The sequence below is a fragment of the Paenibacillus sp. YAF4_2 genome, assembly GCF_052113225.1.
Classification (GTDB): Bacteria; Bacillota; Bacilli; order Paenibacillales; family Paenibacillaceae; genus Pristimantibacillus.
On record NZ_JBFRCT010000006.1, the window covers coordinates 362,544 to 389,124 of the forward strand.

Here is a 26,581-nt window from a genome sequence, read left to right on the forward strand (position 1 = left end):
GCCGGGCATGATTACCTGTGCCCGGCATCAACTTCAGATTCGCTTTTAAAAGGAGGTCGAGCAGTTGAAGAACCGTCATCCACTTTTAGATTCACAGGTTGAACTCGTTATTTCCGGGAAGGCGGGGATAAGAGGGAAAATCATCGATTTTGGACCGGATATATTAGTGCTGTATAATGGCATTCAGTTTTTCTATATTCCACTTATTCACATGCAGCAAATGAGAATTGTAAATGATGAGGAAGAGAGCTATGGCAGCACACCTGAATTGCCCTTTGAACCTTATAATGATTCCATTTCATTCCGCAAAATTTTATTGAATTCCAAAGGGATGTTCTCTGAAATCTATATTACAGGCAATCAATCTATCCATGGATATGTGACGGCTGTCATGAATGATTTCTTTGTTTTCTATTCTCCTATCTATCATTCTGTTATGATCTCGATGCGTCATCTTAAGTACTTGGTTCCATATAACGCTAATGTAACCCCTTATTCCTTATCTGCTGAACAATTCCCACTTAAGCCTACACCGTTAACCCTTGCCCGGACCTTCGATCAGCAGCTTCGCAAACACATTGGGCAATTTGTTGTTCTTGATCTAGGAGAGAACCCGAGAAAAACTGGCGTTCTCAAAAACGTTGATCTTAACTTGCTCGAACTTGCGGATGCAAGCGGATCATCGGTATTTATCCATTATGACCATGTAAAAACGCTTCATCTGCCCTAACAAATAAAGCCCTTTTAATGGCGATTTGCCAATCTGAGGGCTTTTTTTTATGGAGAAAAACATGCATCACTTTCCTTCCTTAGGGGAATGCTGGAAGCGAAGGATGTGAATGTCTGTGCAGCTTGCTTCCAAACCTATCGGGTTATGGCCAATCGTTATGATGACTCTGCTAAGTGTTGGCCTTGTTAATCACGTCATTGTTGTTCCAATGCTGCTGGCTGAAGCCAAGAGAGACGCCTGGCTGTGCATTCCGGTCGCGCTTATTATTGCCCTTCCGATTGCCGCTTTTCCTCTGCAGCGGGTTATGTTCAAGATGAACAGGGTACGCTTTGATGAGTGGCTTAAACAACATGTTCCGGCCTTTTTTGTATGGCTGATTCTTGCAATTATTAATCTCGCGTTACTGTTTGTTGCCTTTGGTACATTAGTGGATGTTGTTTCCTGGACGTCAAATACTTACTTGCCGGAGACCCCTCAAATAGTCGTTCTTTTTGTCTTTTGCTTTATTTGCATGTTTGCAGCAATGAATGGACTGCGCACCATTACTTATGTTTCTTGTATCTTACTTCCCATTGTTGTTGGATTAGGGGACTTTGTGATGTCGGCTAATATGCCCGTCAAAGACTATCGGTATTTGCTTCCGATGTTCGAGATGGGTTTCTCCCCGATATTCAAGGGAGCGGTACATTCACTAAGCGCCTTTATGGAACTGTCCTTCTTGCTGCTCATCCAACATGAGATGACGAAGAGCTTTAAGAAATGGCATCTTATTCTTCTGACGGTCATGCTTATGGTACTTACGATTGGTCCTACAATGGGAGCAATCACTTTGTTTGGACCAAACGAAGCCAGTCTCATGCGTTACCCGGCTTATTCCCAGTGGCGGCTCGTGAAGATTGGCAAATATTTCGAGCATGTTGATTTCTTTGCTGTTTTTCAATGGCTCTCAGGTGCTCTAGTCCGGATATCACTGCCGCTTTATCTGATTCAGATTTATGGCCCGTTCAAGAAGCTGAAGAACAAGTGGATAAGCATGCTTATCACGGTTCTTATCCTGGCTGTTGCAAGCTTTATCGTCCTTATGAAAATGAAGTGGTATATGATCCTGATGCATGCTTATTTCTCGGTTGCCTGGATCATATTTGGCATCCTTTTGCTGCTGCTGTGGATGCTTTCTTTCCGAAAAGTGAGGAAAACAGCAGAGCCGAAAGCTTAAGGGGGTTAAAAGCTATGAGTCGCGAATCGAATGAGCAAGATCGCAAATGTGATCGTCTAGATATGATTTATGATGAGCTGGCTGGTTCCGGCGATGTCGTCAACCAAACAATTGAGGTCGGTGAAGATCCAAAGCGGGTATTCCGCATTCTCATGTGCAGTGGCATGGTAGATATGCAGACCGTATTTATTGCTTTATTACCACAGCTGGACAAGCTTGCTGAAAATTTAAATAGAAATAGTAGTCAGCCAGAGCATGACGACCACGAATATGCTCGGGTCACAATGGAAAATTACCAATCGCATAAAGAGGGCTTTTCGTTTGGCGCACGCCTGTCATTCGATAATGAAAGGGAGACTGCCCATTTCTTCTCTAACCTCTATTCGGGAAGTGTTATCGTTATCGATGAAACTACGCGATCCGTCTATTCCTTTGATATCGCCAGCATCCCGGGCCGCCAGCCGGAAGAATCAACAATGGAGTTGTCTGTTAAAGGACCGCGGGACGGGTTTGTTGAAGGAATAGCTACGAATATTGCGCTGATTCGAAGGAGGCTAAGGACCCCCGACCTTTATGTGGAATATTTGAAAATCGGGACTGAATCACAGACAGAAGTCTCCATGATGTTCATGAAAAGCAAAGCCAAAGCCTCTCTGGTCAAAGAAGCTAGGAAGAGGCTTCATGCCATTCATATCGAGGCGCTGTACAGCTCATCCGAGCTGGAAGAACTCGTATCGGACAGGCCGAACAGTCTGTTCCCGCTGGTTGATTATATTGGTCGTCCTGACTATGTTGTTCAAGCGCTTATGCAAGGCAGAGTATGTCTATTGATAGATGGTAATCCATCTGTCATTATTCTTCCTGGCAATTTGACGCTGTTGATTAAATCGCCAGAGGATGCTCACCTTCCCTATTATTATGTGTCGCTTGAACGGATTCTCCGCATTATCGGTTTTGTTCTTGCTATTTGTCTTCCAGGCTTTTGGATCGCATTATCGGCCTATAACACGGATCAAATTCCGTTCACGCTCTTGGCTACGGTAACAAACTCCCGGATCGGACTCCCAATGTCTGCAACGATGGAAATGTTTCTAATGATGGGGATGTTCGAGTTATTCCGGGAGGCAGGTGTCAGGCTGCCGAGGCCAGTTGGCCAGACGGTGTCCGTCGTAGGTGGTCTTATTATCGGGGATGCCGCCATCCGGGCAGGCATAACCTCTCCGACCATGCTCGTGGCAGCGGCTGTGGCAGCCGTCTCAACCTTTACGCTGGTTAATCAAACGTTAAGTGGTACAGTGAGCATCTTAAGGTTTTTCGTGTTAATTCTCTCTTCGATATTTGGGATATTTGGTTTCTTCGTTGGTGTGTTTATAATCCTGATCTATATGTGTTCGCTGGAAACGTTTAATCAGAACTATATGCAGCCGCTTGCCCCAATCAAATGGAGGGAGCTCATAACGGGATTACTGCAGAAGCCTTGGAAGGCCAAAGCCAAAGGTGAGAAACCATGACCATTCATGCCAGGATGCGAAAATATGTGAAGTCTCTTAAAGTAAGCTTGATATTAGGTACAATGCTAATAACTGGAGGCTGCTGGGACGAAGTGAATCTGCAGGATGTCACTTACATTTCAGCCATTGGTGTTGACTATGTAGATGAACATTTTGTCGTGTATGCCCAGATGATTTCATTTGGCGTTATCGCCAAGCAGGAGGGGGCACCGCCACCAGGCAGTCCGATATGGGTAGGGAAACATGAAGGGGATACCAATCTGGCTGCCATATTTAACCTGATGGATTCTTCCCAATACAAGCTGTCGCTTAATCATCTGAAGTCGGTCGTAATCCACGAGCGTGCTTTCAGCGAAATTGAACAGATTATCGACAGCCTTAACCGGTTGAGCTCCACAAGATTTAATTCGCTTGTATTTGGAACCAAAACAGACATTAATGATTTATTTACGATGGATATGCTATTCAACAAAACACCATTAACGACCCCGCTGTATGCACCACATATTGAGAATAATCAGAACAGCTATGTTGTGCCTATGACGCTTCAGACGTTGGTACGCGGAGCACTTGAGCCTGCTATGACAGTAAAACTGCCTTCCCTTTCCCTCTTACCGGATGACTGGGAGAACAACAAAAAGATGCTGAAGTTTTTAACCATTAACGGAACGTTTCTATTTAATGAAAAGAAATCAGCTGGCTTTGTATCACGAGAGAAATCCAAGGGACTGATCTGGACGAGTGAAGGTTTCAAGCGGTCGCTCGTTCCGATTCGGGTTGATGATCAAAGAGCTTCTGTTATCATTGATTCGGCCAAATCAAAGATTAAGGTTAAGTGGGATAACAATAAGCCTCAATTTGTATTAAAGACAAGTCTGACGGGACACTTAATTGAAGCATCGACCGATTTTACAGATCAGGAGCTTAGATCTCATGTGGAACAGGTTGTAAAGGCTCAGTTGGAGGATACCTATTTGAAGGGGTTAGCCATGAATGCCGATCTTTATGATTTGGAGCACGAGCTTTACAGGCATAAGAATAAAGAGTGGAAACGTCTGGTTCAAGAGGAATGGAAGCCTGGCCCAAAGGACTTGATCATCGAGGTGAAATGTCGGATTACGAAGGAATCGGAGCTTCGCTCGAAATCAGAACTCCAATTGCATACATAATCCATGGGATTTACGCCCATAATACGTATGCTTCCATAATCTTGGCATGAAGGAGACGAGACATATGCTTCAAGCTCTAACCGCGAAAGAATTGGAATATATCGCGGATTCACTATCCAATGAAGATTTGTTGATTAAGCAAAATGCCCTGCTGGCATCGCTTGCGATGAACCCACAGTTAAGACAAGCAGGTGCCAGTGAATTGCAGACGCATCAGCATCATTATCAAATGCTGATGCAGGCACTGCAGCAGCACCAGCACATGGCGCCGACACAACCGCAGCAGTAATAAGATAGGGAGGAATCTAAACCATGTATCAACAACATCATTTACCAGACGAGGATTTAGCGTACACGGTATTATCGGATCTGAAGCGTGTCGTTCGTGAATATGCAACGGCTGCAACGGAATCGAGTTGCCCGGAAGTACGTCAAATGTTTACTCAATTACTGAACAGCACATTGAAGCTGCAAGGGAACCTTTTCACAACGATGCAATCGGCTAATATGTACAACACAGCATCACCTGCTCTGCGCCAAGAGATCGACAAGCAGACGAAAGAATATCAACAAACGCAGCAAAAGACATCACAATATTTACAGCAGCGTATGGGCACAGCACAGCCATCGTTCATGCAATACGGGCAATCTCAACAGCCGCAGCAACAGTCTCATCAGCCTTTCTACATGTAAAGACCCTTCGGGGTCTTTCGTTTTTTTTCTTTGCAGGAACCTTTAATTCGTTGTAAAATATTTTAATAACCGCAGTTTTGGAAGGAGTTTGACGATGAACGAACTACAGCTGAAAGTGCTGGAGCTGCTGAAGGAAGACGCGCGCCGTGATGCGGAGCTGATCGCCGCCATGTTGAATGAGCCTGTGGAGAGCGTGAAGCAAGCGATTGCATACATGGAAGAAGAACATATCATCGTTAAATATGCGACAGTTGTGAACTGGAGCAAGGTTGATGACGAGAAGGTTACGGCATTAATCGAGGTTCAAATTACACCTGAGCGCGGGCGCGGCTTTGAAGGCATTGCCGAGCGCATTTACTTATATCCGGAAGTGAAGTCAGTCTATCTGATGTCCGGGGCTTATGATCTGCTTGTAGAAATCGAAGGAAAAAACTTGAAAGAGGTTGCCTCTTTCGTTTCCAATAAATTATCTCCAATCGACAAAGTGCTGTCGACGAAAACAAACTTTATTCTGAAAAAATACAAACAGGACGGAATTATCTTCGAGGAGCATGAAGGCGACCATCGACTGATGATTTCGCCGTAAAAGGATGATGGCTATGATTAAAGACGAGGTTACATCCAATCATCGCCAATCAATGGCAGAATATTTATCGCCTCTTGCACGGAGTATTAAACCGTCAGGTATCCGGCGCTTTTTTGATTTGGTAAGTACCCGTAAGGATGTTATTACTCTTGGCGTTGGCGAGCCGGATTTCGTAACGCCATGGCATGTGCGTGATGCAGCTGTATATGCGTTGGAGAAAGGTAAGACTCAATATACATCCAATGCAGGTATGCCGGAATTGCGTGAAGCAATCGGGCAATATTTGAATGATTCTTTTGCTGTATCCTATAATCCAGCTAATGAGATTTTGGTAACAGTAGGAGGCAGTGAAGCAATTGATCTGGCGCTTCGGGCGTTGATTAGTCCTGGTGATGAGATACTGATCCCTGAGCCATGCTATATTTCTTATTCTCCGATTACGACATTAAGCGGCGGCAAAGCAGTGGGTATTGAGACGTTCGCGAAAGATAATTTCAAGTTGAAGGCTGAGTCGCTGCAAGCGGTGATTACGCCAAAATCAAAAGTCCTTATTTTATGTTATCCAAGCAATCCAACCGGCGGCATTATGACGTATGAGGATTGGCTGCCGATTGCCAAGGTTGTTGAAGAGAATGACCTGATCGTGATCTCGGATGAGATTTATGCGGAGCTTACTTATGGCACGAAGCATGTGAGCTTTGCTGCAATGCCAGGCATGAAAGACCGGACACTACTTGTGAGCGGCTTCTCCAAAGCTTTTGCAATGACCGGCTGGCGGATGGGCTACGCTTGCGGCCATCAGGATCTGATCGGGGCAATGCTGAAGATTCATCAATATACGGTCATGTGTGCTCCAATTATGGCACAGTATGCGGCCCTTGAAGCGTTAACACCGCATGGTCTGGAAGAGAAGGATCGGATGATGGAAGCTTATAACCAGCGGAGACGTCTGGTTGTCAAGGGCTTCCGTCAGATTGGTCTCGAATGTCATGAGCCTGAAGGTGCGTTCTATGCCTTCCCGTCAATTACGTCAACTGGACTAACCTCCGAGCAATTCGCTCAGCGTCTGCTGGAGGAGGGCAATGTTGCTGCTGTTCCAGGGGATGTGTTTGGACTCGGTGGAGAAGGACATCTGCGCTGTTCTTATGCGACTTCCGTTGCTCAATTGACAGAGGCTCTTGACCGAATCGGACATTTTGTTCATAAGCTTAAGCAGGGCTGATACGTGAACAGCGATAGGCAGGCAGGGCGCGTCCCTTGCCTGTTTTTTTATGGCCTCAAGCTTCGAAGGCAAGTTAATTTATGGTATAGTGTAGGAAAATTCCCCCTAGATGAAAGGGCTGATCAGCTAGATGAAAATATATACACGTACAGGAGATAAAGGGCAGACCTCCCTTATCGGCGGGCGCGTAAGCAAGGATGATATCCGGGTAGAGGCTTACGGTACAATCGATGAACTGAATGCATTTGTTGGGCAGGCAGCAGCGGAAGCAGCAAAGCACGATGAACTGAAAGACATGGCTGAGCTGCTCGGTGATATTATGCAGGAGCTGTTCGACTGCGGTTCGGATTTGGCGTATGCGAGCCCTGGAGCACCGCTGAAAATGACGGATGAACCGGCGGCAAGACTGGAAGCGATAATCGATCAATACACCGAGGAAGCTCCGGAAATTACGAAATTTATTTTGCCGGGAGGAAGCCCGGTGTCGGCCTTGTTGCATGTATGCCGGACCGTATGCCGCCGTGCCGAGCGCCGTGTTGTGACGCTGGCAGCCGAGCATCCGGCTAATCCGGAAGTGCAGAAATATTTGAACCGGCTATCGGATTTCTTCTTCGCTGCGGCAAGAGTCGCTAATGCGAAGCTTGGCGTACCGGATACGGAGTATGTACGGAGTGCGAATGTGTTCCGCAAGTCTTCTAAATGATGATAGAAGATATTGCAGGTTACTATAAACCGCTGGTCGTGGAGGTCAGCGAGGAAATGGCCGGGAAGGATGTCCGGACCGTGCTGGAGCGAAAGCTGGGCGTGTCACGTACACTTCTTTCGAAGCTTAAGCTCACCGAGTTTGGCATTACCATAAACGGAGTACGGGCCTATACAACAGCGAAGGTCGCAGCAGGAGACCTCGTTGCGATTCGAATGGAAGAGGAAACCTCGGATGATATTATGCCGCAGGAGATGCCGCTTCGTATTGTGTTTGAGGATGAATATTTATTAATCGTTAATAAGCCGGCGGGTATTGTTGTTCATCCCACACATGGGCATTACACCGGGACTCTTGCTAATGGAATCGTACAGCATTGGCAGGTTCGTGGCGAAAAGGTAAGATTTCGGCCGGTGCACCGGCTTGATGAAGATACATCAGGTCTTGTAGCGATTGCGAAAAATCCATATATTCATCAGCAGCTTTCAGAACAGCTTCAAGCGGGAACAATTATGAAACTATACTGCGCGTATGTGTACGGAAGTCCAGATCCGGCAGATGGTACGGTTGATGCTCCAATTGACAGGGATCCGGATGAGCCGCATGTCCGCATTGTAACGCCGGAAGGATATCCTTCTGTAACGCATTATAAGACGGTGCTGGTGTTTGGCGAAGATGCGGCGGCGAAGGTACGCCTTAAGCTTGAGACAGGACGGACACATCAGATCCGAGTTCATATGAAACATATCGGATGTCCGCTTATTGGAGATCAAATGTACGGACCAAAGACGAGTGGGAATCAGGAATGGGAGAGCACGGCAGGCAGGCAGGCACTCCATGCGGAGACGCTGGGGCTGACTCATCCGATGACGAAGCAATGGATGGAATGGACGGCAGATTTGCCGCCGGAGTTTGTTGCGTTAGAAGAGGTTCTTAGCGAAGCTTGAAAGCAGCATAGGAAGTAGAATTGCTTCGCAATTCTTTAGGAGGATACAGACAGATGAGCAAGTTAACGATTTATCAATATCCGAAATGTGGTACATGCCGTGCAGCAGTCAAATCGCTGCAGGCGAAAGGCAACGAGCTTGAACTAAAACATATCGTAGAAGAAACACCAACGGCTGCTGAATTGAAAGTGCTTGTGGAGAACAGCGGACTTGAGCTGAAGAAGTTCTTCAACACATCGGGTGATGTGTACAAATCGCTTGGGCTGAAGGACAAGCTTGGCGCAATGAGTGAAGAAGAGCAGCTGGAGCTGCTGGCTTCAAGCGGTATGCTGATCAAGCGGCCAATCGTAACAGACGGCAAGAAAGTGACGGTCGGCTATAAGGAAGAACAATACGAGCAAATATGGAATGGGTGAGCGCATGAAAAAACCGTGGCGTTCTGATCGTTTGTCACAGCTTGGCTCATCAATCTTTGCCGAGGTAGCGGAGTGGAGAAAGCAAGCGGCCGGCCATGGCAGGGACATTATTAACCTTGGCATAGGCAGTCCGGATAAGCCGCCTACGGAGGCGGTAAGAAAAGCGCTTAGCGAAGCAGCGCTCCGTACAGATACGTATTCCTATCCGGGAACGCATGGCAGTGAAGCTTTCCGTGGTCAGGCGGCTGCGTGGATGGATTATCGGTTTGGTGTAAAGCTTGATCCCGATTACGAGCTTGTTTCCTTGATGGGATCGCAGGATGGATTATCTCATCTTGCGATGTCGCTATGTAATCCGGGAGATGTTGTTATTGTGCCTAACCCTGGTTATCCCATCTATACAGCTGCATTAGCGTTAGCAGGCGTAGAACCTTATTTGCTGCCGCTTAAGGAAGAGAATCGGTTCCTTCCGGATCTGGATTCGGTGCCGGATGATGTGTGGCAGCATGCAAAATTTATTTTGCTGAACTATCCTGGTAATCCTGTATCGGCGGTTGCCGATTTGGCGTTCTTCGAACGTTTGCTGGCGAAAGCTAAAGAGTACGGTGTGTTAGTCGTGCATGATGCCGCGTATTCAGAAATGGCCTTCGACGGCCATGAGCCCCCAAGTATCCTTGCCGTACCAGGTGCACTAGATGGGGCAGTGGAATTTCACTCCTTGTCCAAAAGCTTCAACATGGCAGGCTGTCGAATCGGTTTTCTAGCAGGCAACCGAGAAGCAGTTGGAGCGCTGCGCGAGTTGAAAGAAAATATTGATTATGGCGTATTTGGCGCTGTGCAGGAAGCGGGCGTCATTGCTTTGCAGGAAGCCATGTCTGCTTCTGCGCCGCCAAAAGCCGGCGTATTATATGAGAAGCGGCGTGATTCATTTATCGAGGCATTATCCTCAGCCGGCTGGATTGTCCAGAAGCCAAAAGCGACGATGTTCATCTGGGCGAAGCTGCCGAAACGCAGCAACGGAGAGGCGTGGACTTCACGTGCTTTTGCTCAGGAACTATTGGCGCAGACTGGTGTAGTCGTAATTCCAGGCGAAGCGTTTGGGAGCGAAGGCGAAGGTTTTGTGCGGATTGCTTTGGTCGAAGACGAAGCAAGGTTGCTTGTGGCTGCTAGTAGAATCGGGAAGTTTATAAATTTGAATTGATTGCGATGTGGTACTGCGCAAGCCAATACTCTTCCGATCGCCATTGTCCCCGAATTTCTTCATTATAATCCGCTTTAGCGGATGAAATTCGGGGACAAAAGCGAACGCTTAAAAGCTTTCTGAAAGAAAGCTACTTCGGAAGCATAAACCTTTCTCCAGAGTATTGGCTTGCTTCGCTTCGTCCAGCAATTTTTAAAGGGACAGTAGTTCATCACTTACTTCCCGAGTGATGAATATTTTTATATGTCATCACTCGAAATATGAGTGATGGATCTTTAATAGTTAGTTCATCACTCGGGAATTGAGTGATGGTATATGGCCCCATGCCAGGACAGGGTTTGGGTTCATCTTAATGCAAGGCAGCGGCATAGCGTTAGTGGCGTGGGAGCGGGGAACGGAGCGAGTGAATGTTCTCTTGGGGAGGGAGCGATGAGCGGAGTAAGGGAATATTTTTGAGAAGCGGAGCGCTCGCCTTTGTGTCCGGATTCGGACCATGGTCCGATTGTTCAAGGAATCCGGACACAACAGCGATCGAAAGAATATTCCCTTACGCAGTGAAAACAGCGACTCCCCTCAAATAAAATATTCACATGCTCCGTGACCATAGCGACCACAGCACACTACACGATAATGCCAGCTTTTGCATTACAATGAACACCAAATCTACTGTACAATAAAGTTATATTATGTGTAGAGGATGGCTTCTTATATGAATGAAAATAAAATACTGATTGTGGACGGGATGGCTTTGCTGTTCAGGGCTTATTTCGCACAGCAATACAGCGCTAGACGGCTGGCTGATGGTACGCCAACGAATGCGATTTATGGCTTTTTGCAATACTTATTTGACGCCGTGAACCAGTTCCAGCCGACCCATGTGGCTTGCTGTTGGGATATGGGCAGCAAGACGTTCCGCACCGAGATGTATACGAACTATAAAGCAAACCGGCCGGAGGCTCCGGAAGATTTGATCCCACAATTTTCGCTCGTCAAAGATATCGTTGCCGCGCTCAACATTCCGAATATCGGACTGGAAGGCTATGAAGCGGACGACTGCATCGGTACGGTATCGAAGCAGCTCAGCCAGATGGCGCATGTTTACATCCTGACAGGTGACCAGGATATGCTGCAGCTGGTAGAAGAACGTATCCATGTTGTCATTATGAAAAAAGGCAGAGGCAATTATGCGGTCTACGATCTAGATTTCCTCAAAGAAGATAAAGGTATCCATCCTTTCCAAGTGGTTGAGATGAAAGGCCTGACTGGCGATACAAGTGATAACTATCCGGGTGTTAAAGGGATCGGCGAAAAGACAGCCTTGAAGCTTCTTCAAGAGTTTGAATCGATCGATGGCATCCTTAGCAATCTAGACGCTATCTCCAAAAGCATTAAAGCGAAGATCGAAGCCGATTTGGATATGCTGCATCTGTCCCGCACGCTTGCACGTATCAACATTGAAGTTCCAGTTGCTTGCAGCCTGGAGGAATGCTTATGGAGTGTTCCGACTGAAGCGGAAATCGTGTTTGAAAAATATCGTCTGGCCTCATTATTAAAATTGATCGTTTAATCCCAAGGCAGCTGCTAAACGCAGCTGCCTTTTGTTTTGCCAAAAAATACTAAGTTTTTGCCATTGAGAAAGGAAACTGGAAGGAAATGTCGAATTAGTAGCCAAGACCTACATTGGCTAAAAAAAAGCAACTTCTTGAGTTAGCTTTCCCTAAATAAGGGGCAGGCGTTTTAAGAAGGATTTTGGCGTGAAATCCGGCAGAGTTGCGATCAATAGGGGGAAGACGAACAGTACGGGGAAAAGGTCAATTACAAACAGTTACAGGAGGCGAATTATGAAAGGTGTTTTACGAAAAATAGGAATGGCGGTTATGTCCGTGCTGCTGGCCTTGATTGTGTTCAGGCTGCTGCCTGCACAAACGGGATATGCGGCTACGTTATCTCCAATTCCGGTAACTCTTGATTATTTTCACGATAATTCCGGTTATTATCCTAGTGGTGATGACACATTAGGGCCAGCATATAACTGGATCGGCACTCACTTTGACCCTACTTACGGAACAGCTGAGACCGTTATGCAATTTGATCTTAGCTCGATTCCTGCAACAGACACCGTTTCGAATGCAATTTTACAGTTGTATGTAAGGGATACGGATTATAATTTATCCGACCCTACCCCTCTATTTGTTAATGTATATGGTTCCAATGACGATGCGGTGACGGAGAATTCAACAAAACTACCAACAAAAGACGTTCCAATCGTTACAAACAAGACAGGGATTGTAAAAGATCAGTTCCTGCAAATTGACATCACTAGTTATATCAATAGTCAGGTAGCAGCTGGTGATACAAAAGCGACCTTGGTACTGACAAGTAAAGTCACTCCTAATACCTCAAATCAATTTGCTATCGCATCCAACCAGACAGGAGCGAATGCACCAACGCTAAACGTAACAACAGCGACAAACGCCAAGGTAACTTCGGTATCAGTTCCGAGTAATGCTACATATAAAGCCGGACAAAATCTGGACTTTACGGTGAACTTTGACCGCAATGTTTATGTAACAGGTACCCCTTATTTGCCTCTCACCATTGGTTCAACTCCCGTACAAGCTGCGTATCAATCGGGATCAGGATCTAAAGTACTCCTTTTCCGTTACACAGTGTCAAGCGGGCAGCTTGATACAGACGGTGTCGCTCTAGGTGGTGGTGCTATTACTTTAAACGGCGGTACCATTAAAAATGTAAGCAATGAAGACAGTATTTTAACACTAAATGGTGTTGCATCTTTATCCAATGTAAAAGTGGATGCTGTTGCTCCAACGGTTTCATCCGTAACCGTACCCGCTAACAAGACTTATGGCAACGGACAAAGCTTGACGTTTGCGGTTAATTTTAACGAGCCTGTAACTGTTTCGGGCGGCATACCAAGCATTTCGCTAGTCATTGGTGTTACAACCGTACAGGCTACTTATACAGGCGGTACGGGAACCAATGCTCTTACTTTCAGTTACAGTTTGCTAGACGGGCAAAGCGATGCAGACGGTATTACGGTGGGGGCGCTTAGTCTTAACGGTGCAACTATGGCGGATACTGCAGGTAATGCTGCGACTCTATTGCTTAACAATACAGGTAACACAACCGGTGTGTTGGTGGATGGCATAGCACCAACAGTCAGTAATGTGACAACACCTGTAGACGGTACGTACAAAGCAGGAGATCAACTTGATTTCACTGTCCACTACAATGAAAATGTAACCGTAGCAGGTACCCCTTATTTACCGGTAACAATCGGCAGTACACCGGTACAAGCCAGCTATGTATCAGGCTCAGGAACGCAAAATCTCGTGTTTCGCTATAGCGTACAAGCAGGTGACAGTGATGCAGATGGGGTCGTTGCAAGTCCAAGCCTGATGCTGAATGGCGGAACAATTCGAGATGGAGCACTCAATAATGCAAGTCTAACGCTTGCAGGAATCGGCAGCACGGCAGCAGTACTGGTGGACGCTGTAGCACCTGCTATTAATAATGTGGACGTGCCAACATCAGGCACTTATTTGGCAGGAGAGAACTTGGAGTTTACCGTTCATTACAATGAGAAGGTTACGGTGAATGTAACTGGCGGAACACCTTATTTACAGATCACGATCGGCAGTACACCTGTGCATGCACCTTATGTATCGGGTTCGGGAACAAATGCGCTTCTATTCAGCTACACGGTTCAGGCAGGAGATGTTGATACAGATGGTATTACAGTTAACACAAGCATCACGTTAAATGGCGGAATGATAAAAGATACAGCAAGCAATAATGCCAATCTAAGTTTAAATAGTGTTGGCAGCACGACATCGGTGCTGGTAGATACTTTAGCTCCTTCGGTGAGCAGCGTAACAGTACCTGCAAACCAAATCTATGGGGCATCTGCTCAATTGAATTTTACGGTTCATTATAGTAAAAAGGTTGTCGTTGCTGGTGGAACACCATCCATACCTGTAACAATTGGTTCCTCAACCGTTCAGGCGGCGTATTTATCAGGCTCAGGAACGGATACGCTTGAATTCCGTTACGTCGTTCAAGCTGGCGACAATGACAACGACGGTATTGCAGTGGGCAGCGTAATGGCTCTGAATGGCAGCACACTTGAAGATGAATCAGGGAATTCCGCAACGCTGACGCTGGCTGGCGTTGGAAGCACAACAGCCGTCCTAGTAGATACAACTGCCCCAGTAGCGACTACTGTAGGCGTACCGGCAGATGGAAGTTACAAAATGGGATCGGCACTTGATTTTACTGTTCATTACAGTGAGAGCGTAACGGTTACCGGCACACCTTCCTTGTCTCTCACGCTTGGTTCTTCAACGGTGGAAGCAACCTATGTATCCGGCTCCGGTACCAATACACTTGTATTCCGTTATACGGTTCTTAACGGGCAAGAAGATTTGGACGGTATTGAAGCGGGTAATACATTGGCACTGAATGGCGGTACACTGAAAGATGCGGCAGGTAATACTGCGGGCTTGTCATTGACAAGTATTGGTTCAACTAGCGCGGTGCTGGTGGATGCCGTGGCCCCTTCGGTTGTAAGTGTTGATGTTCCTGCAGATGGGATATATAAAGCAGGTACGGCACTCGCAATTACGATCCACTATAGTGAAAAAGTAGCTGTATCCGGATCGCCGTATGCAGCAGTCACGATTGGTTCTTCAACGGAACACGCAGTATATGTAGCCGGTTCCGGTACGAATGATTTGACATTTAGCTATACGGTTCAAGCAGGAGATACAGACACGGATGGTATTGAACTTGGTTCTATCAGTTTAAATAGCGGTACTTTGAATGACGCAGCAGGTAATGCTGCAAGCCTCTCACTAACTGCTGCAGGCAGCACAAGTGCTGTTCTTGTAGATACAACTGCTCCTGCTGTTAGCAATGTGGATGTACCTGCTAATGGAATTTATAAAGCAGGAGAAGATTTGGAGTTTACTGTTCACTACAATGAAAAAGTAACAGTAACCGGTGGAACGCCAGCGCTTCCAATTACAATTGGCGCCACAACAGCTCAAGCTGTTTATGTATCTGGTACGGGCACGAATGCACTTCTTTTCCGTTATGAAGTGCAGGCTGGAGACAATGATACTGACGGAATTCAAGTTGGCAGCTCTCTGAATCTGAATGGTGCAGTGCTTCAGGATACGGCAAGTAATGCTGCTTCAGTAGCTCTTGTTGGCACTGGCAGCACAAGTGCTGTTCTGGTTGATACGACTAATCCAACAGTCAGTAGTGTGGATGTACCATCTAACGGGTCCTATAACGAAGGATCAATAGTTAACTTTACCGTACATTTTAATGAGAAAGTAACGCTGACAGGAACACCTTCCATTCCGGTTACGATTGGAACTACAACGGTTCAGGCGGACTACGTATCGGGATCGGGAACAGACACATTGGTATTCCGTTATACGATACTGAGTGGTCAATTGGATACGGACGGGATTGCAGTTGGCAGTGCGATTTCTCTTAATGGCGGCACACTTCAAGATGTTGCTGGCAATGCGGCTGGCCTAACTCTTGCTGCAGTTGGCAACACAAGTGCAGTACTGGTTGATGCTATTGCTCCTTCGATTGATCGTGTAGATTTACCTTCGAACGGAACGTATACAGCAGGACAGCAATTGAATGTCACCCTTCATTATGATGAAGCAGTAACTGTAACGGGTACACCTTCTATATCGGTGACGATTGGCTCTGCAACAGTCAACGCATCTTATGTTTCCGGTACGGGAACGGATACAATTGTGTTCCAATATACGGTGCAAAATGGAAACAACGATTCAGATGGCATCGAAGTTGGTACGTTGGCTCTTAATGGCGGAACTCTTAAGGACGCGACTGGTAATAACGCAGCAACCGTACTGAGCGGATTAGGAAGCACTTCTGCGATTAAGGTAGACGCTGTTTTCCCAGAAGCAACAAGTCTAGATGTACCGGCAAACGGAACATACAAAGCAGGAGAAGCTTTGAATTTCACAGTTCATTACAGCGAAGCCGTAAATGTAACTGGCGGAACACCTTACTTGTCTTTAACAATTGGCACGACTCCAGTCCAAGCACTGTATGTGTCCGGGTCGGGAACTAATGAGCTGCTCTTCCGTTACACCATTGCTGGCGGTCAGGAAGATACGAACGGTATCGAAGTAAGCAGCTCGGTGAATTTGAACGACGCAGCTCTACAAGATGAAGCTGGTAATGCAGCTGGCATTGCACTCAGCGGAGCAGGCAGCATCAGCACGGTTTTAGTCGATGCAATTGTTCCGGCAATAATTAATGTAAGCGTGCCAGTTAACGGCATCTATAAAGCCGGAGATCATTTGACCTTCGCGGTTAACTTTAATGAGAATGTACTGGTTAATACTGGAGTTCCTTATTTGACCATCACCATTGGCTCTACTACTGTACAAGCCGGATATGTATCCGGTTCAGGAACAAGTGCACTTCAGTTCGATTACGAGGTACAGACTGGAGATCTAGATGCAGATGGAATTGCAGTAGGCGGTGCAGTTGTTCTTAACGGCAGCTCGATTAAAGATGTGTCAGGTAACGCCGCAGGTCTAACACTTGCTGCAGTAGGCAGCACAAGTGCCATACGGGTAGACGCAATTTCCCCATCTATTGACAGTGTAGATCTACCTGCGAACGGAACTTATACAGCAGGGCAGCAATTGAACTTCATCATTCATTATGATGAAGTGGTAGCAGTAACCGGAACGCCATCTATCTCCGTAACAGTTGGCTCTTCTGCCGTACAAGCCTTTTATGTTTCCGGTTCCGGGACTGATACACTGGTGTTCCGTTATACGGTACAAAACGGCGATAATGATTCGGATGGTATCACGGCAGGAACATTAGCTTTAAATGGCGGTATGATTAGGGATGCAGCAGGCAACAATGCGAATTTAACCCTGAGTGCAGGCAATACAAGTGCAGTACTCGTAGACGCGGTATCGCCAGCGATTAGCCAAGTTGATGTTCCTGCCAATGGTGCTTACAAAGCGGGGACAATCTTACAATTTACGGTTCATTACAGTGAGAATGTAAGTATAACGGGCGGAACTCCGAGTTTGAACGTGACCCTTGCCGGGAAAACGGTTCAAGCCGATTACGTATCTGGTTCAGGAACAAATGCGCTTGTCTTCCGGTATGAAGTACAGGCCGGAGATACGGATTCGAATGGCATTCAATTAGCATCGAGCATCTCATTGAACGGTGCTGCACTTGCAGATCAGGCTGGAAATTCCGCTGTTCTAACCCTTACTGGCACAGGTGATACAAGCGCAGTATCAGTTGATACAACTGTACCAGTCGTAAGCTTGGTCACTGTTCCTGCTGATGGAACTTATCATGCCGGTGCGAATCTTGATTTTATCGTAAAAATTAGTGAGCCGGTCCTACTTGATACGACAAGCGGAACACCTTCTATTCAAGTGCAAATCGGTTCTTCAGTAATACAAGCGGAATACCTCGAGGCGGTAAATTCAAGCGAGCTCAAGTTCCGCTATACGGTTCGTCTTGAGAATCAGGATGCAGATGGTATCAGCATTGACTCGGCTGCCTTAGCCTTAAATGGAGCAGTCATAACAGATACTGCTGGCAACAGTTTCAGCACGACGCTTAACAGTATCGGAGCACTTCAGAACGTCAAGATCAGTAATTACCTCTCTGTTACACTTAGTGAAACAAGCTGGACGAACAAGGATGTAACAGTAACCGTGACCACAGATCCGGACAACAGCATAGAGTACAAGCTAGGAAACAGCGGATCATGGACCAGTTATTCGGCTCCAGTGGTTGTGTCGCAAGAAGGTCTGACAAGCTTTATTGCGAGAGTTATCGATCCAGCTAATCAGGCAAGCGATAGTGTATCAGCGGATGTGAAGATTGATAAGACCGCTCCTGTCATCGTGTTGAACGGTAATGATACTGTAAATGTTTACCTGGGCAGTACGTATACAGAGCAAGATGCAAAAGTGCAGGATGCTAACTCTGCAGCTGCTCTGGCAACTGTAACTGGAACGGTAGATACCAGTACACTGGGTACTTACATTGTGCACTATAACGCAGTTGATCTGGCCGGCAACCAGGCTGTAGAAGTTATTCGTACGGTTAAAGTAATCAATAAACCGACTAGCAGCGTCAGCAATGTGCGCCAAGTAAGAGTAGAGGTCGGAGATCCTGATCATCCTCAAATCATTGTACAAATTGATATTGTGCGGGAAGTGATTGGCGGCAAGAAAGTAGATACCGTCATTATGAACGAAGATAAAATTAAACAGGCCGTTGCAAGCGCAGTTGGAGCACATCAAGGAACGATAAGAATCATCGTAGATGATATTCCTGGCGATCCTGCAGACTTGGTTAAAGTTAAGCTTTCCGTCAATGCCGTTAAGTATCTGTTAGACAGCTCTCTTAATGTCGAGATTCGTACCGAGAATGCAACGCTTTATCTGTCTACCGATGCTCTGAGTGCGATGAAGGGCAGTCAGGAATTTTTCTTCGACATTGTGCCGATCCGGAAGAAGGATGACCAGAATGTCGTGAAAGAAAGAACAATTAATGCTGAGGCTGTACGTAAAATCGTTAAGTCAGGCAAAGCCATTGTCATTGGCATGCCAATGACGATTGAAACGAACCTGCCAAAAGTTGCGGTTCAAGTGACATTCCCGCTTGACCCTAATTTTATTCCAAGCGATTCAGCTAAAAGAAAGTTGTTCCTAGCCACCCTTGGGGTATACATCGAGCACTCTGACGGAGAGAAAGTATTCCAGCGTGGTCAGATCGTTTACGATGACAAAGGGTATCCAATCGGTATTAAGATTGAAGTCAATAAATTCTCTACCTTTACGATTGTGTCCGCTGAAGGCGGAAACGTCCATCATGATGCTTATATTACCGGTTACTCAGATGGAACTTTCCGTCCTAATCAAGCGGTAACCCGAGCAGAAATGAGCACGATGTTGTACCGTCTATTATCTGGATCGATGCAGACTGGTACTGCACCATTTGTCTTTACCGATGTTTCGAACGGCTATTGGGCGGCAGCAGCAATTAAGTGGGGTCAAGGAGCGGGAATTCTAAATGGGTACTCAGATCACAGCTTTAAACCTAATGCTTCTATCACGCGAGCTGAGATGGCTTCCATTCTAGTAAAATGGCTGAAGCTGGACACTGCAGCAGCGAATCATACCTTCACGGATTCGAACGGACATTGGGCTTCTGCCCAAATCGCGGCTGTTGCTGAGAAGGGCTATATGACCGGATATGCAGACGGTTCGTTCCGTCCGGATCAGGCGCTTACACGTGCAGAAGCGGTTGTTATTATTAATCGAATTCTTGAGCGCGGGCCGTTGACTGGTGTTCCGGATCCAACCTGGAAGGACGTACCTGCATCTTCATGGGCATTTGGAGCGGTTGAAGAAGCCTCCAGAACACATGATGCTTCGCGAGAATCGAATGAAAGTGAAGCTTACATTCCAGAGTAAATAACTGATTAATAATCCGATGTAAGTCCACTCCTCCTGCTTTTGGGAAGGGGTGGATTTTTTTTGTTAACCAAGTATTCCATACATTAATTGACAATATCCGCCTCTTAAATCTATAGTAGAATTGCACTATGTTTTTTCTAAATTTTACTATCTTTATATGGGGGTGCGATGCTGGTATTAGAGTTTGCTATTCCTGAGGATGATGGTTTTGTGTATGAGGTTTATTCGGACTTAAGACGTGCGGAAATGGATGCCTGGGGATGGCCTGACGAGGAATCAGAAGCTTTCTTGCGTATGCAGTTTGATCTTCAAACGAGATCTTATGCCATGCAGTTCCCAAATGCCGTAACGCAGGTGATTATGCATGAGGGGAAGAAGATTGGCAGGATGATCGTGTCCAGGAACCATTCTATTCATCTGATTGATATTTCTTTGCTGACGGCTTACCGCAATAAGGGTTTAGGAACGGCAGCTATGGCGGGCTTGCAGCAAGAGGCGACACTGACAGGGCTTCCGTTAAAGCTGAGCGTACTAGGGAACAATCCGGCTAAGCTGTTGTATGAAAGACTTGGCTTCAAGACCATTGGAGAAGCTTTCCCTTACATCTCTATGTCCTGGGAGCCAGATATGAGAGAGGAGAAGATAATAATATGAGTGATCAATATGTTGGGGAAATCCGCATGTTTGGCGGCACTTTTGCTCCGGTAGGCTGGGCATTCTGCAATGGGCAGCTATTGTCGATTAGTGAAAATGATGTTTTGTTCAGTTTGATCGGAACAACATATGGAGGTGACGGACAATTAACCTTCGCTCTACCGGATCTTCAAGGTAGATTACCGGTACATGCGGGTAGAAGCTCCTCCGGAACGACATATATTATTGGGCAAAAAGCAGGCCAAGAGAATGTAACATTAACGAACAATCAATTACCTGCCCATACCCATTTTGCTAATAGTTCGAATCTTGCAGGAACAACTAACAGTCCAGAGAATGCATTCTGGGCAACCAGCTCCAAAAATCAATATTCAGACGCTCTACCAGATACACAATTAAATCCTGCAGTCATCGGAGCAACTGGCGGCAGTCAGCCACATGACAATCTGATGCCGTATACCGCTTTATCTTTTATTATTGCACTCAATGGCATTTGGCCGTCGCAAAATTAATAATTTGAGAAGATAAGGAGGAAATATCATGGCAGAACCATTTATTGGCGAGATCAGACAGTTTCCGTTTAACTTTGCTCCTAAAGGCTGGGCGCAATGTAACGGACAGCTCCTTCCAATACAGAATAATCAGGCTTTATTTTCTATTTTAGGTGTGACATATGGCGGTAATGGCACTAATAATTTTGCCCTTCCGAATTTGCAGGGCCGGGTTCCTATTCATCCATCGGGCACTGTTACTTTAGGACAAACAAGCGGTGAAGAAGCCCATGCTTTAACTGTGAATGAGATTCCTCAGCATACGCACCAAGCCATTGGGGGTTCGGATGCAACAGCATCAGCACCTGGTGGGAAAACATGGGGGACACCGCCGAGTGTACAGCCATTTGCGATAGCTCCCAATGCAGTGATGTCACCTCAAGCAATTGCCCCTGCAGGCGGCAGCCAGCCCCACTCCAATATGCAGCCTTACACTGTACTGAATTTCTGTATTGCACTAACCGGGATTTATCCGTCTAGAAACTAGGAGAGAGGGCTGAGTTATATGGATCCATTTATTGGGGAAATTCGATTATTTGCAGGTAACTACGCACCAAATGGCTGGGCGTTATGCAATGGACAACTTATGTCTATTCGCTCAAATACAGCTTTATTTTCTCTCCTTGGCGTCAATTACGGGGGCGATGGCATGAACACTTTTGCACTGCCAGATCTTCAGGGGAGAGCACCAATGCATTGGGGAGAAGGAGCGGGGCTTACGCCTAGATCCATAGGTGAGACAGGCGGCGAACAGAGCGTAACGCTGCTCATTAACGAGATTCCTGCTCATAATCACCTTGCGAATGCACAAACCGTATCTGATAAATTAGAGGCTTCAGGAGATATTTGGGCAAATGCAGGAGCACCTGGGCGTGGCGGTGTTCAAAACTATTCAGAAAAAGCAGATGTACGATTGAATCCTATGGCCATTGGACTAGCTGGCGGCTCACAGCCGCATAATAATATGCAGCCATACCAAGCACTCAATTTTATCATTGCACTCCAAGGGATTTTCCCTCAAAGACCATAATGGATAAACAAAGCCCCGGCCAATCAATTGGCTGGGGCTTTGTTTATCCATTATGGTTCATCCATCGCATCAGGGAGTGCATCATAATCATCATCGCCTGGATAGTCACGGCCGAGGTCTTCGTGAAGGGAGCTGTTCTCATAACCATAAGGCTTCGACGAACGTTGATCGATACGCCAAGGTTTGCTTTTTCCAGTTGGCCCTGTAATGCTGGAGCCGTAGGAACCGTCCGGAAACTCCTCATGCGAGAGATCATTTCGCTGTGATTCCACTGTTGATAAATCTGAGTACTCGCTGCGATCTTCGTTGCTAAACGGATTCATCCGAAATCTCCTCCTGAAATGGCATAAGTTTGAGCTTACGCTCTTCAGTGTACCCCTGATTAATCGGTAAAATTCACCGTTCCGACCACAAAATATAAAAACTGGGCGAGCTCTGCTGCCTCTTCCTCTGACAGCTTAAAGGTATATTCCAGATATCCATCTTGCTCTAAGTCATCCGGTCCAATAATGGCCGTACGTCCTGCCTGCAGGTCGGTTACAAGCTTCTTGCCATAAAATCTAGCAGTAGACATGATAGCCAGGTCAAACCGCTTCAAGCTTGGCGTAATAAAGGTGACGAATCTAGTAGCTGTATCTTCCGTTGTATCGGACATAAAATCATAATCAGGCAGCAGCATGTTGTAAAGCCTCCACATCTCGTTTCCACACATTATACAATAAGAAAACGCTTGTAAGAAAGAGACGCTTATGATAGCATGGAGCTAATCGAATAACTGACCGTGAGGAAGCACCTCTCTTGCAATTTTGCAGGAGGGGTGCTTTTTTTGCGTTCTTGTTTATTCGCGTGAATAGCCAAACTTAAATTAGAGGAGTGAAGGCAGGGTGCAAATCGTTTTTTTGAACACATTTGAGAAACCCTCGAATGAAGGTGCAATTGTGAGTGCAAGGCTGTCAATCTGCGAGAGGGAGGGTATTTGGACCGTATTGTGGTCAGAAGGCTCGCAAGAGACGATAAGCTGGTTTGAAGGGACCTCGTGGGAAGAGATGATGATCGGATTCCGTCATGGTGTGGCGGTAAAGATGGGAGAAGGCTTTACGCCGGTTGTTGATGGGATGCTGGAAGAGAAGAGAGGCGGAGCAGGCAGTTATTTGTCGATGCTGCAATGTTATGGCGAGCTGCACACAAAGCCGGAGTTATTCGAAGCACTTCGCGAGTGGCGGCGTAAGAAGGCTTTGACGGAGAAACGGTCTGCCTATCTTATCGCAACAAACCGGATGTTATGGATGATTAGCAGCTTTGTTCCTTATTCAGCGGAAGAATTGCTGCAAATTCCAGGTTGGGGTGAGCAAAAGCATGCTTCGTACGGACAAGAAGTACTAGAGATTACAGCGTTGCACGGCCGAGAAACCGATTTCCCACTCAAGTGGGTTGCTGAAAAGCTTGACCCAACGGCTTATACCCAATGGATGTATAAGCAGAAGGAAGCCAGATACAAGAATGATATGATGAGGCAGCAGCAGAAGAAGCGGATCTTAAGCTTTGTATTCGAGGGCGGAACAATGGAACAGCTTCAGACAGAGCTGGAGCTTCCTCGCAGAGAGATTATGGATCGGATTGAGCAGCTCGAGACGGAAGGGTATGATTTCGAACCATTAATCGCAAGAGAGCTCGCGGATATGCCGGACACGGAGAAGCAACTAATCTGGGAAACCTTCCGCCAAGCAGGTGATCGTTATTTGAAGCCTGTTCTGCAACGTGTTTATGGTGAGGATGGCGTGAAGGACAAACAGATGGATGTGCTATATGAAAGGCTGAGACTTGTTCGTCTTCACTTCCGTAAATCGGCGAGGCAGCAAGCGATGTAATAGATCTGAAGAGAAGCGCCCTGTCAGACAGATCATGTCTAGATCAGGGTGCTTCCTTTATCCCGTCAGGCCAGATTGGCTCTGCATATTGAATCGTGGCATCGGCATCACAGGGCAAACCGGTTTCGTATGACAAATTACCTATTTGCTCAACCACGGTATTTCGAAGAGAAGAGATGTCAGGACGATCCCCACTTCTTAAATAGGCCAAGACAGCTGGAATAACCGCTAGTGCATCTTCCATAGCCCGATCCCATAAGGCCCATGCGCTTTCATGATGGATAATTGTCTTGTCCGTTGGATTGATCCAAGGCTGCTCCGCTTCATTAAGAACATCGTAAGGTACGTTTTTTCGGAAAACGAATGGGTCAATTTGACCAAAGGTGACAGACCGCTTGATGGCCATTGGATCATGGAACAAACGTTGTGCACGTGTCATATCACGAATGGCGTTATTCCAATCCTGAGCACGGATGTACGGTGCTAACTCGGTATAATAGTCACTTGTGCTGGTCTGGAATGCCTGGACGATCGTATCAGGAAGCTTGCCTCCGATATCAATCTTTTTCCAGACTGGCGTCTTCCAAGTTTCAACTCCCCACTGCTGCCTCGCAATCAACGTATCCATCATAACCTCGTAACGCTGATGATCCCATTTGCGGAAGCCTGATTTGCTGAATACGAAAGGATGCATATGTCGGTCAAGGACATGGTGCAAAATGAAGCCAAGAGCATACACAACTGCAGGATCAGGGTTCTCGGTAGCGGCTAATCGTCCATGAATGGAATCAAGCAGCCTCATCATGACGGGACCGCAGCTCCGATTATGCATTTCCGTGCCGAGCTGAAGCATGGCTGACTTACCCTGCCAAGGAAGAAAACGATGATAGAATAAGAAATCAGGACCTTGGCAGCCCATATGAAACAGACGACTGTTCTTTTCCGAGTGGACAAGATCAGTTTCTTGAAGGCTTTCAAGTACTTTTTGTCCAAAAATAAGATGGGACCAGACGTTCGGCATGGAAGAAAACCTCCGTTTTTTGTCAAAATTAGTATGAGAAAGCGACTAATTGCGTAGGTCTTAAGGTTCATTAATAACAATATTAGTATACTTGTCCTACATATTTCAGTATAATGGAAATTAGAATAGAACATGCGCGAATTTTGTCGAAAAGGAGCGGTCCCGCTAATGAAGGCAGAATACATTAATCCATTTCTTGAAGCCGCAACGATCGTCATTGAACAGGTGATCCAGATTCGGCCTTCCACAGGTAAGTTAGGCCTGAAGAATATCGAAATGGTAGAAAATCATATTTGGATTCAAATTGGGATTAACGGACAAATGAATGGTGATATTGTATTCGGATTAAGCGAAGAGGTGGCTCTGAAGATGGTCTCAGCCATGATGGGTGGATTCATCATCTCTGAACTGGACGAGATCGGCCGCAGTGCGATATCTGAGCTTGGCAATATGATTAGCGGAAACGCAAGTACCATGCTGTACAATCAAGGTGTTACGGTGGATATCACACCACCGAGAATTATTCAGTCAGCAAGCGCTGAAGGCTTGAGGTCTGGCAAGGCTTTATCTGTTCCACTCATCATGGATGGCATTGGTGAATTTGATATTCAAGTGTTAGTCGCATCGTAGCATAAGAAGCAGCTCCTTCGGGAGCTTTTTTTTTGCTTATCGAGGGCTGATCAAGTACACTGAAAAGATAGAGATTGAGAGAAGCGAATGCAGGTGATGATAAGTGCTTAAGGGGAAGATTGTCCTTATTTCTGGGGCTTCCAGCGGGATTGGAGCCGTCACGGCCAAACAACTTGCCAAGCTTGGAGCCATCCCTATTTTGACCGGTCGTAATCTGGAACGTCTTCGCAAGCATGCAGCTGCTATCGGAACAGCCTGCCCCATGTATCAGATGGATGTCACGGATATGAAGCAGGTGAAGCAAACGGTTGATGCTATAGTTGCGAAGTACGGCAGAATTGATGTCTTATTGAACAACGCGGGATTTGGGAAATTCGAGACGTTCGTGGAAGCGGATGTAGAGAGCTTCGAGCAGATGATGGATACGAACTATATGGGCGTAGTCCGTTGCACGAAAGCGGTGCTGCCTTACATGCTGAAGCAGGGAAGCGGACATATTGTTAATATCGCTTCCATGGCTGGAAAGATCGGTTCCTCGAAGTCGACGGGTTATTCGGCGACCAAGCATGCAGTGCTGGGCTTTACGAATTCTCTGCGCATGGAGTTGAACGGAACGGGCATTATGATCTCCGCGGTAAATCCAGGCCCGATTCGGACCGAGTTCTTTGACGTAGCTGATCCGTCAGGAACCTATGTGAAAAATGTCAGCTGGTTTATGATGAAGCCGGATTATGTGGCCAATCAAATTATTAAAGTGATGGAACGCCGGAAAGCCGAAGTAGATTTGCCGAAAACAGCGGCTGTCGGTATTAAGCTATATCAGCTATTCCCGCGGATAGCCGACCGTATATTCGGCGGTTGGTTTAATCGAAAATAGCGGTGCGATAA

24 protein-coding genes are annotated in these 26,581 nt (G+C 46.4%); 21 read left to right on the forward strand and 3 right to left on the reverse strand.

The window, feature by feature from the left end; genetic code table 11:
* Positions 1-64 precede the first annotated feature (64 nt).
* The 18 genes from AB4Y93_RS16790 (at position 65) to AB4Y93_RS16875 (ending at position 22,174) form a co-directional block, all read left to right on the forward strand.
* Positions 65-730, forward strand: coding sequence for a DUF2642 domain-containing protein (locus AB4Y93_RS16790; RefSeq protein ID WP_441893865.1), 666 nt, complete (start codon positions 65-67; stop codon positions 728-730).
* A 109-nt stretch (positions 731-839) separates the two neighbouring features.
* Positions 840-1,946, forward strand: coding sequence for an endospore germination permease (locus AB4Y93_RS16795; protein ID WP_441893867.1), 1,107 nt, complete (start codon positions 840-842; stop codon positions 1,944-1,946).
* 14 nt (positions 1,947-1,960) lie between these two features.
* Positions 1,961-3,457, forward strand: a complete 1,497-nt coding sequence (locus tag AB4Y93_RS16800; RefSeq protein WP_441893869.1) for a spore germination protein — start codon at positions 1,961-1,963, stop codon at positions 3,455-3,457.
* 26 nt (positions 3,458-3,483) lie between these two features.
* Positions 3,484-4,626, forward strand: a complete 1,143-nt coding sequence (locus AB4Y93_RS16805) for a Ger(x)C family spore germination protein (protein WP_441893871.1) — start codon at positions 3,484-3,486, stop codon at positions 4,624-4,626.
* A gap of 64 nt (positions 4,627-4,690) precedes the next feature.
* Complete coding sequence (locus AB4Y93_RS16810; RefSeq protein WP_243865575.1) at positions 4,691-4,915, forward strand: hypothetical protein; 225 nt, start codon at positions 4,691-4,693, stop codon at positions 4,913-4,915.
* A gap of 23 nt (positions 4,916-4,938) precedes the next feature.
* Positions 4,939-5,319 (forward strand): spore coat protein, encoded by a 381-nt coding sequence (locus AB4Y93_RS16815; protein ID WP_441893873.1) that lies wholly within the window; start codon positions 4,939-4,941, stop codon positions 5,317-5,319.
* Positions 5,320-5,413: 94 nt separating this feature from the next.
* A complete protein-coding gene (locus AB4Y93_RS16820) occupies positions 5,414-5,905 on the forward strand; it encodes an Lrp/AsnC family transcriptional regulator (protein WP_441893875.1) in 492 nt (163 codons plus the stop codon).
* Positions 5,906-5,918: 13 nt separating this feature from the next.
* On the forward strand, positions 5,919-7,127 hold the full coding sequence (locus AB4Y93_RS16825) for an aminotransferase class I/II-fold pyridoxal phosphate-dependent enzyme (protein ID WP_441893877.1): 1,209 nt from the start codon (positions 5,919-5,921) through the stop codon (positions 7,125-7,127).
* A 130-nt stretch (positions 7,128-7,257) separates the two neighbouring features.
* Positions 7,258-7,830, forward strand: a complete 573-nt coding sequence (locus AB4Y93_RS16830; protein ID WP_441893879.1) for a cob(I)yrinic acid a,c-diamide adenosyltransferase — start codon at positions 7,258-7,260, stop codon at positions 7,828-7,830.
* Complete coding sequence (locus AB4Y93_RS16835; RefSeq protein ID WP_441893881.1) at positions 7,827-8,777, forward strand: RluA family pseudouridine synthase; 951 nt, start codon at positions 7,827-7,829, stop codon at positions 8,775-8,777. The genes AB4Y93_RS16830 and AB4Y93_RS16835 overlap by 4 nt, the downstream gene beginning before the upstream one ends.
* 53 nt (positions 8,778-8,830) lie before the next feature.
* A complete protein-coding gene (locus AB4Y93_RS16840; protein ID WP_441893883.1) occupies positions 8,831-9,193 on the forward strand; it encodes an arsenate reductase family protein in 363 nt (120 codons plus the stop codon).
* A gap of 4 nt (positions 9,194-9,197) precedes the next feature.
* Positions 9,198-10,394, forward strand: a complete 1,197-nt coding sequence (locus tag AB4Y93_RS16845) for an aminotransferase class I/II-fold pyridoxal phosphate-dependent enzyme (protein ID WP_441893885.1) — start codon at positions 9,198-9,200, stop codon at positions 10,392-10,394.
* A 709-nt stretch (positions 10,395-11,103) separates the two neighbouring features.
* A complete protein-coding gene (locus tag AB4Y93_RS16850) occupies positions 11,104-11,961 on the forward strand; it encodes a 5'-3' exonuclease (RefSeq protein ID WP_441893887.1) in 858 nt (285 codons plus the stop codon).
* Positions 11,962-12,235: 274 nt separating this feature from the next.
* Complete coding sequence (locus tag AB4Y93_RS16855) at positions 12,236-19,936, forward strand: S-layer homology domain-containing protein (RefSeq protein WP_441893889.1); 7,701 nt, start codon at positions 12,236-12,238, stop codon at positions 19,934-19,936.
* Between the two features lie 171 nt (positions 19,937-20,107).
* Positions 20,108-20,593 carry a GNAT family N-acetyltransferase gene (locus tag AB4Y93_RS16860; RefSeq protein WP_441893891.1) on the forward strand — a complete coding sequence of 162 codons (486 nt, stop codon included), beginning with the start codon at positions 20,108-20,110 and terminating at the stop codon, positions 20,591-20,593.
* A complete protein-coding gene (locus AB4Y93_RS16865) occupies positions 20,590-21,105 on the forward strand; it encodes a phage tail protein (RefSeq protein WP_441893893.1) in 516 nt (171 codons plus the stop codon). The genes AB4Y93_RS16860 and AB4Y93_RS16865 overlap by 4 nt, the downstream gene beginning before the upstream one ends.
* 28 nt (positions 21,106-21,133) lie before the next feature.
* Positions 21,134-21,631 (forward strand): phage tail protein, encoded by a 498-nt coding sequence (locus tag AB4Y93_RS16870; protein ID WP_441893895.1) that lies wholly within the window; start codon positions 21,134-21,136, stop codon positions 21,629-21,631.
* 18 nt (positions 21,632-21,649) lie between these two features.
* Complete coding sequence (locus tag AB4Y93_RS16875; protein ID WP_441893897.1) at positions 21,650-22,174, forward strand: phage tail protein; 525 nt, start codon at positions 21,650-21,652, stop codon at positions 22,172-22,174.
* A 50-nt stretch (positions 22,175-22,224) separates the two neighbouring features.
* Here AB4Y93_RS16875 and AB4Y93_RS16880 read toward each other — a convergent pair whose 3' ends face one another.
* On the reverse strand, positions 22,225-22,497 hold the full coding sequence (locus tag AB4Y93_RS16880; protein WP_441893899.1) for a hypothetical protein: 273 nt from the start codon (positions 22,495-22,497) through the stop codon (positions 22,225-22,227).
* Positions 22,498-22,556: 59 nt separating this feature from the next.
* A complete protein-coding gene (locus AB4Y93_RS16885) occupies positions 22,557-22,853 on the reverse strand; it encodes a DUF3055 domain-containing protein (protein WP_441893901.1) in 297 nt (98 codons plus the stop codon).
* A gap of 205 nt (positions 22,854-23,058) precedes the next feature.
* Here AB4Y93_RS16885 and AB4Y93_RS16890 point away from each other — a divergent pair, with 205 nt between their 5' ends.
* Positions 23,059-24,042 carry an HRDC domain-containing protein gene (locus tag AB4Y93_RS16890; protein WP_441893903.1) on the forward strand — a complete coding sequence of 328 codons (984 nt, stop codon included), beginning with the start codon at positions 23,059-23,061 and terminating at the stop codon, positions 24,040-24,042.
* Positions 24,043-24,085: 43 nt separating this feature from the next.
* Here AB4Y93_RS16890 and AB4Y93_RS16895 read toward each other — a convergent pair whose 3' ends face one another.
* Complete coding sequence (locus tag AB4Y93_RS16895; protein WP_441893905.1) at positions 24,086-25,063, reverse strand: zinc dependent phospholipase C family protein; 978 nt, start codon at positions 25,061-25,063, stop codon at positions 24,086-24,088.
* Positions 25,064-25,231: 168 nt separating this feature from the next.
* On the opposite strand from AB4Y93_RS16895, the gene AB4Y93_RS16900 reads away from it, so the two are divergent.
* Together AB4Y93_RS16900 and AB4Y93_RS16905 are read left to right on the forward strand one after the other, a co-directional pair.
* Positions 25,232-25,693 carry a chemotaxis protein CheX gene (locus AB4Y93_RS16900; RefSeq protein ID WP_441893907.1) on the forward strand — a complete coding sequence of 154 codons (462 nt, stop codon included), beginning with the start codon at positions 25,232-25,234 and terminating at the stop codon, positions 25,691-25,693.
* Between the two features lie 103 nt (positions 25,694-25,796).
* Positions 25,797-26,570: an SDR family NAD(P)-dependent oxidoreductase gene (locus AB4Y93_RS16905; RefSeq protein WP_441893909.1), complete on the forward strand. Its 774-nt coding sequence runs from the start codon at positions 25,797-25,799 to the stop codon at positions 26,568-26,570.
* The last annotated feature ends 11 nt before the right edge of the window (positions 26,571-26,581 follow it).